We start from the raw sequence: 14,607 nt of genomic DNA on the forward strand, positions 1-14,607 counted from the left end.
GCATAATACCAATTCGCAATAATACTTAACCGAGTTGGTATAAAAAAAGCTTTAGCTCGACGGTTGATGCTAATATGATATATCGAAATGCGTTGGATCTAAAGAAAAGCACCGTTTAAGGTAATTATGACTATTAATAAATCAAACTTAATTTGGCTCGATCTGGAAATGACCGGACTTGAACCTGCAACCGATAAAATACTTGAAATTGCAACTGTTGTCACTGATGCAGACCTTAATATATTAGCCGAGGGGCCAACTATTGCTATTCATCAAAGCGATGAATTACTTAATGGTATGGATGAGTGGTGTACTACTCAGCACGGTAAATCAGGCTTAACTGCGCGTTGTAAAGCAAGTACGTTTGATGAAGAGTATGCGGTAGCGCAAACATTAGAGTTTTTAAAGCAATGGGTGCCAGCCGGTGCATCCCCAATGTGCGGTAACTCAATTGGGCAAGACAGACGCTTTATGAATAAATATATGCGTGAACTCGAAGATTTTTTCCATTACCGCAACCTTGATGTAAGTACGATTAAAGAACTTGCTAGACGTTGGAAACCAGAAGTGCTCGCTCAAGTGAATAAAAAAGGCTCTCACCTTGCCTTAGACGACATTAAAGATTCGATTATGGAATTGAAGGTATACAGAGAAAAATTCTTTAATTTGTAAAAAACACTTGCAAACACATCGTATTATTGTAGAATCCTGCCCCGCTCAAGACGATAACCCCCGCGGGGTTAGTGTGCTTGAGCAAGCGATTATGCGGCACTAGCTCAGTTGCCGGAATGTTGAACGCGACGTGTCGCGCACCAACGGACAAATTACTGACTAACCATAATGCGGCACTAGCTCAGTTGGTAGAGCGCGACCTTGCCAAGGTCGAGGTCACGAGTTCGAGCCTCGTGTGCCGCTCCAATTTCTCACCAAAGAAATTGGAGTTAAAATTTAGAAATGCGGTACTAGCTCAGTTGGTAGAGCGCGACCTTGCCAAGGTCGAGGTCACGAGTTCGAGCCTCGTGTACCGCTCCAATTTCTAACCAAAAAATTTTAGTTAAAATACAAAATGTGGTGCTAGCCCAGTTGCTAGAGTGTTGAACGCGACCTGTCGCGCACCAACGTAAAATAACTAAAGAAGTAAAAATGCGGTACTAGCTCAGTTGGTAGAGCGCGACCTTGCCAAGGTCGAGGTCACGAGTTCGAGCCTCGTGTACCGCTCCAATATCTTTATCCCTTCAAAATATCTACATTAAAAAGCATAATTCAAACTGTTATTACCTAATTTTACCTATTTATAATATTCAGCATTCAGGCTTTGATTATTTGACTTTATCACTTTTGCGCAGAGCCAGCTTTTCATTAATAAAGCGATATTTTATCCTGAGGTCATATAGTTGAATTAAGAGGGGGGGGATACTTTTTGACTGAGAAGTTTTGAAATTTCAGTTAAAGCAGCTCACCTTGAATAGTTGCTATAATGCGCCTTGCGCCACCAACATCTCGGTGCTCGCCTAAATAAATACCCTGCCAAGTTCCTAAAGCTAAGTATCCATTTGAAATTGGAATACTTAACTCACAACCAAGTATGCTGGTTTTTATGTGGGCAGGCATATCGTCGTCGCCTTCATAATCATGACGATAATAAGGCTGTCGCTCAGGTACAAATTTATTGAAGTGACTTTCCATATCCATACGCACAGTAGGATCGGCATTTTCGTTAATCGTTAGACTTGCTGATGTGTGTTGAATAAATAAATGCAGTAAGCCTACTTTATAGTGGGCAATTTCGGGGAGTTGGTTTAAAACGTCATCATCAATTAAGTGAAAACCCCGAGAACGAGGTTTTAGTGAAATTGTTTTTTGTTGCCAACTCATAGTGTATCGAAACTAACTTCTATATTGGCTGTGCCAGCGTCGCTACTAAATGGCATTATGATTTTTTTGCCTTGGCTTTTATGTGTTATTGTATGGCCCGCACCTGAAACAACGATAGGTGTAGCCATATCAAAATCAAACCCTTTTTCGCCTAACAGGTTTTTTGCACCACCGGTTACCATATTAGTGATTTCACCCACCATGTCTGTGACTTCTTCATTAATAGTGTCTGGGCGCTCGCCAAGCATACGCTCCATAATTGTAAGAGCTAGACTTTCGTCAAATGTGATTGAGAACGACCCACGCGTTTGCGGGCCAACCATACCAATTAAACCAGATACATCGCCACAGGCGACTTCATCAGTTTTAATGCGCGGTTTACCAGGTTTCAACTGTGTTTGTGCCATGGTGCTTAACACGTTGATTAATGATGATAAAAAAGGATTGATAAACTCTACATTCATACTGAATACTCTTAAATTTGTGCTATTGAATGGCTACAACTTACTAGTATAGCCATAAAGAATTATTTTGTTTTTATAAAGCTCTGCAAGACTCACATTTACCATGAGCTTCAATTGTTTGCCCTGATACTACAAACCCACTTTCTGCCGCTAAGTTGTTTAGCTCATGAGAGATAACGGTAGAGTGAAGTTCTTTAACATATCCGCAGTTGTCGCAAATTAGCAATTGTACGGGATGAATATGATCAAAATGATGACACAACATAAATGCGTTGGTGCTTTCAATTTTATGAATAAATCCTAGTTCGGCTAAAAAGTCTAATGCACGATAAATAGTGGCTGGCTTGGCACCAGACTCAGTGATTTTTAGTTGTTCTAGTAGATCATAGGCACCTACACCGCCTTGTGCACTGGCTAATAAGCGAAATACTTTTTCACGGATAGGCGTAAAACGAGCGCCACGGTTGTCACATACTTGCTTAGCTTTACTAACTAGTGATTCTATATTCATCATTCTCTTATCCTTACGCTACCATGATATACTAACATACTGTGTTGTAGTTGCAGTGTTTTTATTAGGCGCTTTTTATTTAGGAAACCCCGAAATGAACGAATTATTAGCCATTTTTATCTTCTTTTTTGCGGTGATAGACCCAATAGGAACTGTACCTGTATTTATTGCAGTGACCCGAGGAGAAGATGATAAATTTAAGCGCAAAGTCATCTTTAAGGCCGTTGGGGTATCGGCTGTTGTGCTGCTATTTTTTGTTGTAGCTGGTGAGCTTTTATTAAATGCGATTGAAATTCCATTGTCGGCTTTTCAGATAGCGGGCGGCATAGTACTACTGCTTTTTGCACTGTCGATGATTTTTGGTGAAAGCAAACCCGAAACAGAAATAAAAAGCGTACGTGACAGCACTGAAACAGCCATCTTTCCATTGGCTATTCCTTCAATCGCGAGCCCAGGCGCTATGTTAGGTGCTGTGCTTATGACACGTAATGAAGAGTTTACTTGGATTGAGCAACTCATGACGTCCTCGATGATGCTTGCTGTTTTGGCTTTGGTACTCATATTACTTTTACTTGCAACACATGTGCATAAAGTTATTGGCGATAGTGGTGCGAGTATTATAAGTAGAATAATGGGACTTATTTTAAGCTCTGTTGCAGTAACTAATATTTTAAATGGTATAGCGCATTACTTTGGTTTGCAGGTATATAGCTAATATTGCTGCTAGTCGGGGTTTTGTGTAAAATGCGCCTCCTTTAAACGCCTTGCTTTTATACCCACTTGGGTTTTACATTTGGATGAATATATTTTGGATAAACCAACTTTAAACAGACGCTTTTCTGTCGCCCCAATGCTTGATTGGACTGACCGTCATTGTCGTACTTTTCATCGTAAAATGACAAAGCACACCGTGCTATACACAGAAATGATCACCACAGGCGCTATTTTGTTTGGCCGAGGCGACTACTTGCATTTTAACCAGCATGAGGGACCTGTTGCATTGCAATTGGGTGGTTCTGATCCTGAGGCATTGGCAAAATGTGCAAAGCTTGCCGGTGAGCGTGGTTATGATGAAATTAATTTAAACGTAGGTTGCCCGTCAGATCGGGTTCAAAATGGTCGCTTTGGTGCGTGTTTAATGGCCGAACCCGAATTGGTTGCTCAGTGCGTTGCGGCAATGAAAAATGAAGTTAGCATTCCGGTGACTGTTAAAACGCGCATTGGTATAGACGAACAAGATTCGTATGAGTTTTTATGTGCGTTAATTGAAGCAAGTCATAAAGTAGGCTGTGATGACTTTATTATCCATGCGCGCAAAGCATGGCTAAATGGTTTAAGCCCTAAAGAAAACCGTGAAGTTCCGCCACTTGATTACCCGCGTGTATATCAGCTTAAGAAAGATTATCCGCAACTCGATTTAAGTATCAATGGCGGCGTGAAAACGATTGAACAAAGTCTAGAGCATCTTCAATACATTGACGGGGTTATGGTTGGGCGCGAGGCCTACAGTAATCCGTTTATGCTTAACGAGGTTGATGAAAAAATTTACGGCGATACAGCTAACACGCAAACCCGTCATGATGTTGTGCGCTCTATGTATGATTACATTGAAGAGGAAATGCGATTAGGCGCTAATTTTTGGCATGTTGCACGTCATATGCTCGGTATTTTTCAGGGACAACCTGGTGCGCGTGGCTTTAGACGTCACCTTTCAGAGAACGGCCATGGCAAGCAGGCTGATTTATCTGTAATGGATAAAGCACTTAGCTTTGTTCCCGAGTAATTTTTTCAAACGTAATATATAAAGCCACTTATACAGTGGCTTTTTTGATCCTAAAAATTAGTCAAAAACATAATTTATTGGCCAATTATACTTAGCACTATTCAGTGTGTGGTCATTTTAATCTTATCTTTTTTCATTTCAACTCTTTGATAATAAACTTCTTTTATTAATATAAAGTGACTTGGCATAACTCTTGGAATCTACTCGTTGTAATTAATTAAAAATCAACAGGAGAATACAATGGGAATAGTTAATCGCGTAAACGATGTTATTCAATCAAATATAGTGGCAATGCTTGATAAAGCAGAAGATCCTCAAAAGCTTGTTAACTTAATGCTTAACGATATGCAGGATGCATTAAACGAATGCCGAAGCACAGCCGCTGCGCTTTTATGTGAAGAAAAAGCAATTACCCGCCACCTTGATACTAAAAAAGCAGAGCTTGCGACATGGCAATCTAAAGCTGAGTTAGCAATTGAAAAAGGACGCGATGATCTTGCAAAGTCAGCACTCATTTCTAAACAAGCTGTAAGCGAAAGCATTGAAAAGAAACAAGCCCAACGTGAGACTTTACAAGAGTCTTTATTAAAAATTAGATCTGACTGTGAACGCCTTCAACAAAAAATAGCAGAGGCAAAAACAAAGCAAGCTCAACTAGCGCAGCGCCATGATGTAGCCGTTGCCAGGTCGCATATAAATACTCAGTTAAATAGCGATAAAGTAGCTCATGCACTTTCTCGTTTTGAGCAAATAGAGCAACGTGTTGAGGGTATTGAAGCACAAGTCGAGGCGTATGAGTTAACTGATAAAGCTAATTCGACGGCAACTCAAATCGAGTCACTTGTTAAAAACGAAAAAATTGATACAGAGCTGGCTAGTTTAAAAGCACGCTTAAATGTTAGTTCTAAACAAAGCGCCTAGGAGGAGTTATGAGTCGATTTAATCATCAGCGTGGTTGGTTTAAAGACACGCTAAATAAAAAGATATCTGGCGTATGTAGTGGCTTAGCTTACCGATTAGATTTTCCGGTGTGGGCAACACGTTTGGTTACTATTTTACTGTTTTTAAGTTTTCCGTTTGTAGTTGCGCTTAGTTATTTTATTGCGCATTGCTGTTTAGAAGAAAAGCATATTAAGGAATTTTAAAATGAAAGCTATAGCTGTTTGTATACTCATTTATTTGGTGTTTTTTACTAACTCATTCTCATTTTTAAACTTTGACACGTGGCAGTTTCCATTGTGGATTGCAGATATGAGCTGGGTTGGTGTTGAATTAGTGAGTGTACTTATAGCCATTGTAGCCGTTGCCGCAATTGCTGCGTTAGTGACTTTAGGTTTGATTGGTGCAGCAGCAGTGGCTGTTATTGGTACTGTTTTGGCTTTGCTATTTGGCTCAGTGATGATTGCATGGCCATTATTATTTATTGCCGTATTGTGCTGGTTAGTGGCTGATAACAAAAAAGTGGTTTCTTAATCCTTAATTTAACTCACTATTCCCCGTTAACTATGTTAAATTTAACGTGTGATATTACGTTTTTACAAGGATTAAAATGATGACAAAATTGTGTTTATCTTTTGTGTCTGCATTGGCTTTTAGTTTTTTTTCGTCATCTTTGGCTGCGCACTCTGGCCATAACCATTCAGCCGATACCGCACAACTTGAAGTAAGTAACGCGCAAGTTAGAGAGTTCTTACCTGGCGGTAAGGCAAGTGCCGCCTACTTAACTATTTCCAACCATAGTGGTACAAATGCAATATTAACAAAGGCCAGTATTGACGGACTAGCACGTGTTGAAATACATGAGCATGCACATGTTGATGGTATGATGAAAATGCAAAAGGTTGAATCGGTCATTGTGAAAGCGCATGAAAGTGTCGATTTTCAGCCTGGAGGCTATCATTTAATGGTATTTGAGCCACAAGAGCCTTTAAAAGCAGGGCAAGAACGCAAACTAACGCTATATTTTAGTGATGGTAATCGCTTATTTACAAATATTGAGGTGGTTACGCTAGAGTCGCAAATAAATAAAGCTAAGTCGTCAGCACAACATTCTCATCACTAGGAGTTTACATGTCGCAACACAAAGGAAAAATAGCAGGCATTATAGTTATACTGCTTATTATATTTTACGCCATTGCCGTTTACTGGAGTACTGAGCCTTCACGTTTTGATGTGGTTGAAAGTGCAAAAGAGCAAGCGCAACTTCGAAATGAAACAATGGTGACGGGTTACATTACTACATCAACACTTATCACTGTTGCAAATACGCTACTTGATAAGCCAGGCGGATATTTATCAAACGACGTTATACCACCTAGCATTATTATGGATGATATGCCTGCTTGGGAATATGGCGCACTTGAAATGGTTCGTGATTTATCACTTTCTATGAGAAAAGATTTTAGCCGCTCTCAATCGCAATCAACTGAACACGAAGCGCTTAAAAAAGCACAACCTCAATTTAATATAAGTTCTGAAGCTTGGGCGTGGCCAAGTGCTGAGGGCGAGTACCAAAAAGGGATTGATTACTTAATTGTTTACCGTACGCAAATGGCTCATCAGCATGAGCGCGATAGTCAGTTTTATGCCCGCGCTGATAACTTACGTAGTTGGTTAAAAGAAGCTGAAAAACGTTTAGGCAGTCTAAGTCAGCGTTTAAGTGCAAGTGTTGGGCAAGATAAAGTTAATACTGACTTAGCTGGTAATTCTTCAAATAAGCAAGCAACGCTTGCTCCATTGCAGCAGCAAGTAAGAACACCATGGCTTGATATAGATGATGTGTTTTATGAATCTCGTGGTGCAACGTGGGCGTTACTGCATTTTTTACAAGCCGTAGAGTATGACTTTAACGATGTGCTTGAAAAGAAAAACGCACGCGTTAGCTTACAGCAAATCATCCGTGAACTTGAAGCCACGCAAGAAACCGTGTGGAGCCCACTAATTTTAAACGGAAATGGTTTTGGCTATGTTGCTAATCATTCTCTTGTTATGGCAAATTATATTTCTAGAGCCAACGCGGCTTTAATCGAACTAAGCGAACTATTAGCGCAAGGATAAAAAATGAAAAAGTATTGTTTAGCAGCTGCCTTATCTATGGCATGTTTAGCACCTGTAGCTCAGGCTGATACCCTATTAGGTTTGTATGTAGGTGTTGATGGTTGGCAGTCGGATAATGAAGGTCAGCTTTCTTACAAAGCAAATGCACCTCAAGATTTTAACTTTGAAGATGAAACATACATAAGCTATTACGCCGCGCTTGAACATCCGGTGCCATTAGTACCTAATCTTAAATTAAAGTATACAGAACTCGAGCTAAATGGCTCTACAGTGCTAAATGATACATTTAGCTTTAATGGTTCAGACTACGTAGTGGGTACAACCGTTAATTCTGTAAGCGATTTAACGCATGTAGATTACATTTTGTATTACGAAATATTTGATAATGACCTGATTTCTATTGATTTAGGTCTAAACGCAAAGCAGTTTGACGGTGACATCATTGTTAATGGTACAACGCAAGATGGTGGCGCAAACTTTACTGAAACGGTTGAGTTTTCTGGTTTTGTGCCACTTGCATACGCGCGTGCAGAAGCAGGCTTACCACTTACAGGTTTAAGTGTGTTTTTTGAAGGCAGCCTTTTGGCAATTGACGATAGTAAAGTTCAAGATTATCAAGTAGGTGTTGCTTGGGAACTTGTAGATAACTTAGCTGTAGATATTGCTGTTAAAGCGGGTTACCGATCAATGGTATTAGAGCTTGACGATATTGATGATATTACTACTGATATTGACGCATCGGGTCCGTTTGCAGGTATTCAGGTTCATTTTTAATTAGTGCCTTCTAATTGAACAAAGCGTGGCGTCCTATTTTGTAGTATGCCACGCTAAATCAAACTCTCCCTCTAGTGCCGTGTTTACCAGCTGCTTATATACTTTATTTACAGGAAATCGTATGAGTTTAGATAGTTCATCGCCGGTTTGTGTGAATTTGTAATAGCTTAAAACCAAATCACTATTTTTTGCTTTAAGCGTCACCTTTTGAGATAAAAACGACAACGTGAGTTCTTGGCCAGCTTTAAGCACCGCAGATTCGATTTCTTTTCTGTAAAGCAAATTCAAATCCATTAAAGTTAAAATATCAGGAAAGCCTATTCCTGTTTTACCTAAATTTAATGACACTTTATTTCCCTTACGAAGTAGGTCAAATAAAGACGGTTTTTTATAAAAGCCAAGTAAAATAAAGTGGCTATCGTCTTTTTCATTATAACCTGACAAAGACACGCATTTTTGCAAAGAGTCGGCTTCGCGCTGAGTCATGTGTTTTAGTGTTTGTAAGCTTTTAATTGAAAAAGTCCCCGGGCTTAATGTTTCACCGGTTAAAATTTTTGCCCACAATGCTTGCATAGAGCTATTTGAGGTGTCCTCACATAAAGCAATAAAGTGTTCAACCCAATCTGCATCAGGGTGTTTATTGCTAGCTACATCGGGGCAAAACTCCATTGCTTTGGTTAAGATAGCTTCTATATTTTGTTGGCGCTTAATAGCCAGTAAATCTTGTCTTTGCTTTGCGCGAGTCAGCAAAGGGTGTTCGCTATTTATATGGTACTGCGGTTTTACTTGCCCTTTTGTATTGTAACTTTGTTCTGATGATGGCGAAGTGTCGTTGTTGGGCACCTTAGTCACAGGGTAGCCAAGTAACGATTCTATTATATTAGCTAGATTAATCCGTGCTTGTGCTGTTTTTACTGTCATGGCTATTTGCTACGCTTTGTATATCGCTTAATTGTGCTACGGTTTTTAAATTATTTAACCCAAGCTCTAGAGTGTTATTTAAAATATACTCATATACGAGTGCCATATAGCCTGAAATGAGAAGAGTCGTTGATTGTCCCTCAATATAACAGGTCACGATATTGGCATTTGCCTGCGGTGAAAATGTGAGTGTGCCTTCAATAATGTGTTCATTATTTAGCAATATGTTGAACGACATTTCATCATCACTTAGGGAGGTTATAGTCATTTCACCATATCCCCATTTTCCTATCCATGATTGATGAGCGCCTACACCAGCGCCAGGTTCATTAACAATAAACTCAATGGTGGGGTCTACTTGCTGCCAAGGTGACCATGTGTGCCATTGGTTAAAGTCTGCAACAAGTGTTTTTATTGTGCTGGTATTGGCATTAATTTCTACGTGTTTACTTACACGATAATCTTGTGGCAGCAGTAATCCGACTACGACTATTATAAGTAGTAAAACTAATACATATTTGAACAGTACTTTTAATAATTTAATAACCATACCTTTGGTAGTTTTTTTAACTATATATGTAACAACTTTTTGTTAATCGACTATAGTATGAATTAGATCATAAGCCAAAAACTAAATTTATAGCTTTTTAAACATTACGTTAGAATATTTAAGCATTAAGCAGTATCAGAAAAAGGGTAAATATGTCGTCTGAACAAAATGATTTTCTATTTTTAGACCCACAGCAAGACGACGAAATAGTTGTTGAGCCATCTCGTTTTTGGGATATTTTAATTGTAGACGACGACGAAGAAATTCATACGGTTACAAAACTCGCATTATCTGGACTAGAGTATGGTGGTGCTAGGCTTAGGTTTCATCACGCATATTCTGGCGCTGAGGCCAAAAATATACTAACTCAGCCCAATGATATATCTGTTATTTTTTTAGACGTTATTATGGAAACTGACGATGCCGGCTTTCAGGTGGTTAAACATGTCAGAGACACTCTTAATAACAAACGCGTTCGCATTATTTTACGTACGGGCCAAGCCGCTAATATCCCCGAAGAAAAAGTTATTCGTGAATACGATATAAACGATTACAAAACTAAAACAGAGCTGACACGCTCAAAACTTGTGACAACGCTTATCGCTGCTATTCGTTCTTACGAACAGATATGCCTACTTGAGTATCAAGCGCAAGCGATGAATACTATTTTATCTGCCTCTAAATACATTTTGGGGCAAACAGATATAAAAGTATTGTGCAATAAAGCACTTGAATTTATGGGGGTTATTTTAGGTTGTAAATCTAACGGATTAATTTGTACCAAGCTTGATGGTGAAAATTTTATTCAGGTTCTGGGCGGGTGTGAAAAGTACGAAGAATATTTTGGTGAAAAATTAGTTAATGTTAACCAAACTGCGTTATCTCAGGTTGAGGCCTGTTTTGGACAACTCACTCATCAATATACAGACAACAGCATCACCTTTATTTTAAAAAGTAAGCACCGCAAAGCTGCTTTATACATTGAGAGTGGTGGAGCACCGACAGATATTCAACTGCAGTTTGCTGAAATATTTTTAACTAATATTAGTATTGCGCTCGATAATATACGGTTGTTTGTAAAGCTAAGAGATGCAGCTTATAGAGACCTACTCACTGGTATTTCAAATAGAACTGATTTTATTGAGCGCATAGATGATTTTCAAAACGTCAGTGAAAACAAATATGTGTTTGTTTTGTTAGACGTTATTAACTTCTCAGATATAAATGATGGCTTAGGGCAAGATGTAGGTAATAAGCTACTTATTGCTATTGTTGAGCGTTTGAGAGCAGTTGTCCCCACAGCTCAATTACTCTCTCGTGTAGGTGCTGATGTATTTGGTTTTTTAATCCCAAAAAGTGAATTTGTTTTAACTGATTTTAATGAAAAGTTAAGTCCGTCGTTTTCTGCTGCGGAACATGTGTTACCCATCGATTTTAGAATTGGCTTATGCCAACAGCAAGACTTTCAAGGCTCTGGTTTAGAAACATTAAAAGTGGCTTATATTGCTTTAAATCATGCTAAAAAAATAAAGCACAAGGAAGGTGTTTATTACAGTATTGATATGCAAGAAAAAATGGAGTGGCGATTAGGTTTAATTAGACAGCTGCGCCATGATTTTGCCAGAGGGAAGCTCGAAGTATGGTACCAACCGCAGTTATCGTTTGATGATTTGTCATTAATTGGTTGCGAAGCTCTTTTACGCTGGCCGTTGGAAAATGGCTCCTACATTTCACCCGCAGTGTTCATACCTTTAGCTGAAGACGCTGGACTCATCGTTGATATAGGGCAGTGGGTGTTAGAGCAAGCGTGCCAACAGCAAAAGCGATTAGAAAATGAAGGAACTGAAATATGTATTGCTGTTAACGTGTCGGTTCCGCAATTTAAAGTTAAAGGGTATGCGCAAACAGTAAAAAATACCTTACTAAAATACGGTGTGGACCCAAAAAACATTGAGCTTGAAGTCACTGAAAGCGTAGTAATGGATGAATTAGACACGGTTATTAATACTCTGAGGGAGCTTAAGGCGTTGGGTATTGAAGTGGCTATTGATGACTTTGGCACAGGGTTTTCTTCATTAAGTTATATACAAAGCCTTCCTATCGATAGACTAAAGATTGATAGGTCGTTTATTAAAGATCTTAATAATGGTGATACCGGTGCCGTTGCTGGATTAGTAATATCGTTAGGTGCAAAGTTAGGTTTAAAAACAATAGCAGAGGGTGTTGAAACGCAGGAACAAGCTAAGTTTTTAAAAGACTTGGGATGCGATGAAGTACAAGGGTTTATGTATGCTAAACCTATGCCTGAAAACAAGTTATTAGAGTTCATTAGTAAACGAAAAACATAGATAGTTATAGGCTTAGTGTTAAAGGTATTTCATACGTTGTAATGTTGTATATATAAACAAGTCTATGATGTATAATTTGCGCCTTTTGTTATTCTACGGTCACATTTATGAGCACACTCAAAGCTAAGCGCGCCTTATTCTCTTACCCCAAGTATTGGGCTGAGTGTTACGGCACTGCACCATTTTTACCTACATCACGCGAAGAAATGGATGCACTTGGCTGGGATAGCTGCGACATAATAATAATTAGTGGTGATGCGTATGTTGACCACCCAAGCTTTGGGATGGCAGTAATCGGACGTGTGCTCGAAGCGCAAGGTTTTAGAGTAGGTATTATTGCTCAGCCCAAATGGGATACAAAAGATGCATTTATGGAGCTTGGCAGGCCAAACCTATTTTTTGGTGTAACTGCTGGTAACATGGACTCAATGATTAACCGTTATACAGCTGAAAAGCGTATGCGTCACGATGATGCTTATACACCAGACAACGTAGGTGGTAAACGCCCAGATCGAGCGGTGATGATTTACTCTCAGAAGTGTCGTGAAGCATACAAAGGTATTCCTATTGTTATTGGCGGTATTGAGGCCAGCCTTCGCAGGATAGCCCATTATGATTATTGGCAAGAAAAAGTGCGCCGTAGCATTTTGTTTGACTCAAAAGCCGATATATTGATTTACGGAAATGCTGAGCGCCCATTAGTAGAAGTTGCCCACCGTATTGCCGGTGGTGAAACGATGGATACGATTCAAGACATTCGTGGTACCGCTGTGATTCGTAAAGAACCTTTGCCGGGCTGGCGGGGGAGTGATTCAACAGCTATTGATAAAATAGGTAAAATAGACCCCATTCCAAACCCTTACGGAGCCGATGATGTTGGCTGTAGCAAGTCTGAGTTTAAACAAGCAGGTATTGATTTAAAAGCAGAAGCTGCAAAGCCTATTACCGTGCAGCCAGCGCGTCCTAAGCCATGGGAGAAAACGTATGTTAAACTTCCAGCGTACGAGCAAGTAAGTGTTAACAAACCTTTATACGCGCATGCCTCAAGGATATTACACCAAGAAACTAACCCTGGTTGTGCAAGAGCTTTATTTCAGCGTCATGGCGATCGCTCTATTTGGGTGAATCCACCGGCTTATCCTTTAGAAACACATGAAATGGATGCGGTATTTGGATTACCTTATCAACGAATTCCTCATCCACGTTATGGCGACGCTAAAATACCTGCTTACGACATGATAAAAACGTCGGTGAATATTATGCGTGGCTGTTTTGGTGGGTGTTCATTCTGTTCGATTACAGAGCACGAAGGGCGTATTATTCAAAGCCGATCGCAAGAGTCCATTATTGAAGAAATTGAACAGATCAGAGATAAAGTGCCCGGTTTTACTGGCGTTATTTCCGATTTAGGTGGGCCAACGGCCAACATGTACAAATTACGTTGTACAAGCAAAAAAGCAGAAAGTACCTGCCGACGCTTATCGTGCGTATACCCTGATATTTGTAAGCACATGGACACGGATCACACGCCTACAATCGACTTATACAAAAAAGCACGTGATGTAAAAGGCATTAAAAAAGTTCTTATCGCTTCGGGCGTTCGCTATGACCTTGCTGTACGCGATCCTCGCTATGTTAAAGAGCTGGTGACACATCATGTGGGCGGGTATCTAAAAATAGCGCCAGAGCATACTGAAGACGGTCCATTATCAAAAATGATGAAGCCAGGCATGGGTGCTTACGATCAATTTAAAGAATTATTTGATAAGTACTCGAAAGAAGCGGGTAAAAAGCAGTATTTAATTCCGTATTTTATTTCTGCGCATCCAGGAACTAAAGACGAAGATATGGTAAACATGGCTTTATGGCTTAAGTCTAACGACTTTAAGTTGGATCAAGTGCAAAACTTTTATCCATCTCCAATGGCCAATGCGACCACTATTTACCATACAGAGATGAACTCACTGCGTAATATCAAGAATAATAGTGAAGTAGTGCCAGTGCCAAAAGGAGCACGCCAGCGCAGATTACACAAAGCTATTTTGCGCTACCATGATGCATCGGGCTGGCCAATGATACGTGAAGCACTTCGCAAAATGGGTAAAGCCAACTTAATTGGCAAAGGGCCAAACTGTTTAGTGCCAGAAGAAGGCCGTGATGAAAAAGCGGGTAAAACCGTTAATAAAGGCCGTAAAGGGGCTCGCCCAGCGCTTACACGTCATACGGGATTTAGTCAGTTTAAAAAGGCTAATACAAAACCTAAAGTGGGTGGAAATAGGCACAAAGCCAGATAGTTATTACCGAGACAATAAAAACGCGCAGCT

The 14,607-nt window shown here is 39.7% G+C and carries 16 protein-coding genes and 3 tRNA genes; 14 read left to right on the forward strand and 5 right to left on the reverse strand.

Going from position 1 to position 14,607, the window contains the following annotated elements:
• Window positions 1–126: 126 nt before the first annotated feature.
• The 4 genes from orn to RF53_RS00995 all read left to right on the forward strand — a co-directional run bounded on the left by orn (window position 127) and on the right by RF53_RS00995 (window position 1,221).
• Entirely contained in the window at window positions 127–672 is a 546-nt protein-coding gene (gene orn / locus RF53_RS00980) for an oligoribonuclease (RefSeq protein ID WP_008130263.1), read from the forward strand.
• Window positions 673–842: 170 nt separating this feature from the next.
• Window positions 843–918 (forward strand) — tRNA-Gly (locus RF53_RS00985).
• Between the two features lie 38 nt (window positions 919–956).
• Window positions 957–1,032: transfer RNA gene (locus tag RF53_RS00990), tRNA-Gly, on the forward strand.
• 113 nt (window positions 1,033–1,145) lie between these two features.
• A tRNA-Gly gene (locus RF53_RS00995) sits at window positions 1,146–1,221 on the forward strand.
• Between the two features lie 225 nt (window positions 1,222–1,446).
• Here the strand turns inward: RF53_RS00995 and RF53_RS01000 are convergent.
• The 3 genes from RF53_RS01000 to RF53_RS01010 form a co-directional block, all read right to left on the reverse strand.
• Window positions 1,447–1,875, reverse strand: coding sequence for a secondary thiamine-phosphate synthase enzyme YjbQ (locus RF53_RS01000; RefSeq protein WP_039036362.1), 429 nt, complete (start codon window positions 1,873–1,875; stop codon window positions 1,447–1,449).
• A complete protein-coding gene (locus tag RF53_RS01005) occupies window positions 1,872–2,339 on the reverse strand; it encodes a chemotaxis protein CheX (protein ID WP_006792077.1) in 468 nt (155 codons plus the stop codon). Before RF53_RS01005 ends, RF53_RS01000 begins: the two co-directional genes overlap by 4 nt.
• A 73-nt stretch (window positions 2,340–2,412) precedes the next feature.
• A complete protein-coding gene (locus RF53_RS01010; RefSeq protein WP_033019044.1) occupies window positions 2,413–2,850 on the reverse strand; it encodes a transcriptional repressor in 438 nt (145 codons plus the stop codon).
• A gap of 94 nt (window positions 2,851–2,944) precedes the next feature.
• On the opposite strand from RF53_RS01010, the gene RF53_RS01015 reads away from it, so the two are divergent.
• From RF53_RS01015 to RF53_RS01050, 8 genes are all read left to right on the forward strand, one after another.
• On the forward strand, window positions 2,945–3,565 hold the full coding sequence (locus tag RF53_RS01015; RefSeq protein ID WP_006792079.1) for a MarC family protein: 621 nt from the start codon (window positions 2,945–2,947) through the stop codon (window positions 3,563–3,565).
• A 93-nt stretch (window positions 3,566–3,658) separates the two neighbouring features.
• A complete protein-coding gene (dusA, locus tag RF53_RS01020) occupies window positions 3,659–4,633 on the forward strand; it encodes a tRNA dihydrouridine(20/20a) synthase DusA (RefSeq protein WP_082014407.1) in 975 nt (324 codons plus the stop codon).
• A gap of 240 nt (window positions 4,634–4,873) precedes the next feature.
• Entirely contained in the window at window positions 4,874–5,554 is a 681-nt protein-coding gene (locus RF53_RS01025; RefSeq protein WP_039036363.1) for a PspA/IM30 family protein, read from the forward strand.
• Between the two features lie 8 nt (window positions 5,555–5,562).
• Entirely contained in the window at window positions 5,563–5,778 is a 216-nt protein-coding gene (locus tag RF53_RS01030; RefSeq protein ID WP_008130273.1) for a PspC domain-containing protein, read from the forward strand.
• 1 nt (window position 5,779) lies between these two features.
• Window positions 5,780–6,106 (forward strand): hypothetical protein, encoded by a 327-nt coding sequence (locus RF53_RS01035; RefSeq protein ID WP_008130274.1) that lies wholly within the window; start codon window positions 5,780–5,782, stop codon window positions 6,104–6,106.
• A gap of 79 nt (window positions 6,107–6,185) precedes the next feature.
• A complete protein-coding gene (locus RF53_RS01040; protein WP_082014408.1) occupies window positions 6,186–6,695 on the forward strand; it encodes a copper chaperone PCu(A)C in 510 nt (169 codons plus the stop codon).
• An 8-nt stretch (window positions 6,696–6,703) separates the two neighbouring features.
• Window positions 6,704–7,690 (forward strand): DUF2333 family protein, encoded by a 987-nt coding sequence (locus RF53_RS01045; protein ID WP_010555652.1) that lies wholly within the window; start codon window positions 6,704–6,706, stop codon window positions 7,688–7,690.
• A 3-nt stretch (window positions 7,691–7,693) separates the two neighbouring features.
• Window positions 7,694–8,464, forward strand: a complete 771-nt coding sequence (locus RF53_RS01050) for a TIGR04219 family outer membrane beta-barrel protein (RefSeq protein WP_006792087.1) — start codon at window positions 7,694–7,696, stop codon at window positions 8,462–8,464.
• 33 nt (window positions 8,465–8,497) lie between these two features.
• Here RF53_RS01050 and RF53_RS01055 read toward each other — a convergent pair whose 3' ends face one another.
• A complete protein-coding gene (locus tag RF53_RS01055; protein ID WP_039036364.1) occupies window positions 8,498–9,385 on the reverse strand; it encodes a TIGR03899 family protein in 888 nt (295 codons plus the stop codon).
• A complete protein-coding gene (locus RF53_RS01060; protein WP_039036365.1) occupies window positions 9,354–9,935 on the reverse strand; it encodes an SRPBCC family protein in 582 nt (193 codons plus the stop codon). The genes RF53_RS01055 and RF53_RS01060 overlap by 32 nt, the downstream gene beginning before the upstream one ends.
• Before the next feature lie 152 nt (window positions 9,936–10,087).
• Here RF53_RS01060 and RF53_RS01065 point away from each other — a divergent pair, with 152 nt between their 5' ends.
• Both RF53_RS01065 and RF53_RS01070 read left to right on the forward strand, forming a co-directional pair.
• Window positions 10,088–12,283 (forward strand): bifunctional diguanylate cyclase/phosphodiesterase, encoded by a 2,196-nt coding sequence (locus tag RF53_RS01065; RefSeq protein WP_039036366.1) that lies wholly within the window; start codon window positions 10,088–10,090, stop codon window positions 12,281–12,283.
• Window positions 12,284–12,390: 107 nt separating this feature from the next.
• On the forward strand, window positions 12,391–14,577 hold the full coding sequence (locus tag RF53_RS01070) for a YgiQ family radical SAM protein (protein WP_039036367.1): 2,187 nt from the start codon (window positions 12,391–12,393) through the stop codon (window positions 14,575–14,577).
• The last annotated feature ends 30 nt before the right edge of the window (window positions 14,578–14,607 follow it).

Origin of the sequence: Pseudoalteromonas sp. ECSMB14103 (assembly GCF_000813065.1) — a bacterium.
Classification (GTDB): Bacteria; Pseudomonadota; Gammaproteobacteria; order Enterobacterales; family Alteromonadaceae; genus Pseudoalteromonas; species Pseudoalteromonas marina.

Bases quoted from the DNA above. Each gene is read 5' to 3' on its own strand.
- orn (WP_008130263.1), top strand. From the start codon at position 127: ATGACTATTAATAAATCAAACTTAATTTGGCTCGATCTGGAAATGACC.
- RF53_RS01000 (WP_039036362.1), bottom strand. From the start codon at position 1,875: ATGAGTTGGCAACAAAAAACAATTTCACTAAAACCTCGTTCTCGGGGT.
- RF53_RS01005 (WP_006792077.1), bottom strand. From the start codon at position 2,339: ATGAATGTAGAGTTTATCAATCCTTTTTTATCATCATTAATCAACGTG.
- RF53_RS01010 (WP_033019044.1), bottom strand. From the start codon at position 2,850: ATGAATATAGAATCACTAGTTAGTAAAGCTAAGCAAGTATGTGACAAC.
- RF53_RS01015 (WP_006792079.1), top strand. From the start codon at position 2,945: ATGAACGAATTATTAGCCATTTTTATCTTCTTTTTTGCGGTGATAGAC.
- RF53_RS01025 (WP_039036363.1), top strand. From the start codon at position 4,874: ATGGGAATAGTTAATCGCGTAAACGATGTTATTCAATCAAATATAGTG.
- RF53_RS01030 (WP_008130273.1), top strand. From the start codon at position 5,563: ATGAGTCGATTTAATCATCAGCGTGGTTGGTTTAAAGACACGCTAAAT.
- RF53_RS01035 (WP_008130274.1), top strand. From the start codon at position 5,780: ATGAAAGCTATAGCTGTTTGTATACTCATTTATTTGGTGTTTTTTACT.
- RF53_RS01040 (WP_082014408.1), top strand. From the start codon at position 6,186: ATGACAAAATTGTGTTTATCTTTTGTGTCTGCATTGGCTTTTAGTTTT.
- RF53_RS01045 (WP_010555652.1), top strand. From the start codon at position 6,704: ATGTCGCAACACAAAGGAAAAATAGCAGGCATTATAGTTATACTGCTT.
- RF53_RS01050 (WP_006792087.1), top strand. From the start codon at position 7,694: ATGAAAAAGTATTGTTTAGCAGCTGCCTTATCTATGGCATGTTTAGCA.
- RF53_RS01055 (WP_039036364.1), bottom strand. From the start codon at position 9,385: ATGACAGTAAAAACAGCACAAGCACGGATTAATCTAGCTAATATAATA.
- RF53_RS01060 (WP_039036365.1), bottom strand. From the start codon at position 9,935: ATGGTTATTAAATTATTAAAAGTACTGTTCAAATATGTATTAGTTTTA.
- RF53_RS01065 (WP_039036366.1), top strand. From the start codon at position 10,088: ATGTCGTCTGAACAAAATGATTTTCTATTTTTAGACCCACAGCAAGAC.
- RF53_RS01070 (WP_039036367.1), top strand. From the start codon at position 12,391: ATGAGCACACTCAAAGCTAAGCGCGCCTTATTCTCTTACCCCAAGTAT.